The sequence below is a fragment of the Flavobacterium silvaticum genome (genome assembly GCF_012911565.1).
Lineage (GTDB): Bacteria > Bacteroidota > Bacteroidia > Flavobacteriales > Flavobacteriaceae > Flavobacterium > Flavobacterium silvaticum.
In genome coordinates this window covers 1-536 of sequence record NZ_JAAMPU010000060.1, presented here as the reverse complement: position 1 = coordinate 536, position 536 = coordinate 1, and the positions used below count along the sequence as shown (strand labels likewise).

Annotated in this window: 1 protein-coding gene; it reads left to right on the top strand. The window is 53.0% G+C overall.

Annotated elements, in window-relative coordinates; all coding sequences use genetic code 11:
* Positions 1 to 536, top strand: a 536-nt coding sequence (locus tag G6047_RS00215) for a hypothetical protein (protein ID WP_211165347.1), incomplete at both ends; no start/stop codon positions are given.

The window sequence follows — 536 nt, the reverse complement described above, 5'->3', positions numbered from 1 at the left end:
CAGACTGTGCGCCGGCCGATAATGCCAAATGGCAATCTGCCCTGTTATTCGTTGATAGCGATGGTGATGGATATACCACTTCTTCCACCGCGACATCCGTTTGCTACGGAGCTTCGATTCCGGCGGGTTACACAGCGGTTTCTTCAGGAGTTGACTGTAACGATGCCGATGCCACCAGGCATGCCTCTTTCGATTTCTATGCGGATGCCGACGGGGACGGATTCGGAGCCGGTTCTTTGGTGAGTGTGTGTGCCGTGAACAGCTCAACACCACCTGCGGGTTATTCATCCAACAATACAGATTGTGCTCCTTCAGACAATACCAAATGGAGAACGGCTGACCTGTATACGGATGCAGACGGAGACGGGTATGCCACTTCAGCGACTCCGCTTGCCACTTGCTATGGGGTATCGATCCCTGCGGGAACCTCAGTTTCATCTTCAGGATTGGATTGTGATGACACCGACAACACCAAGCATGCCTCTTTCGATTTCTATGCGGATACCGACGGGGACGGATTCGGATTCGGGTCTTTG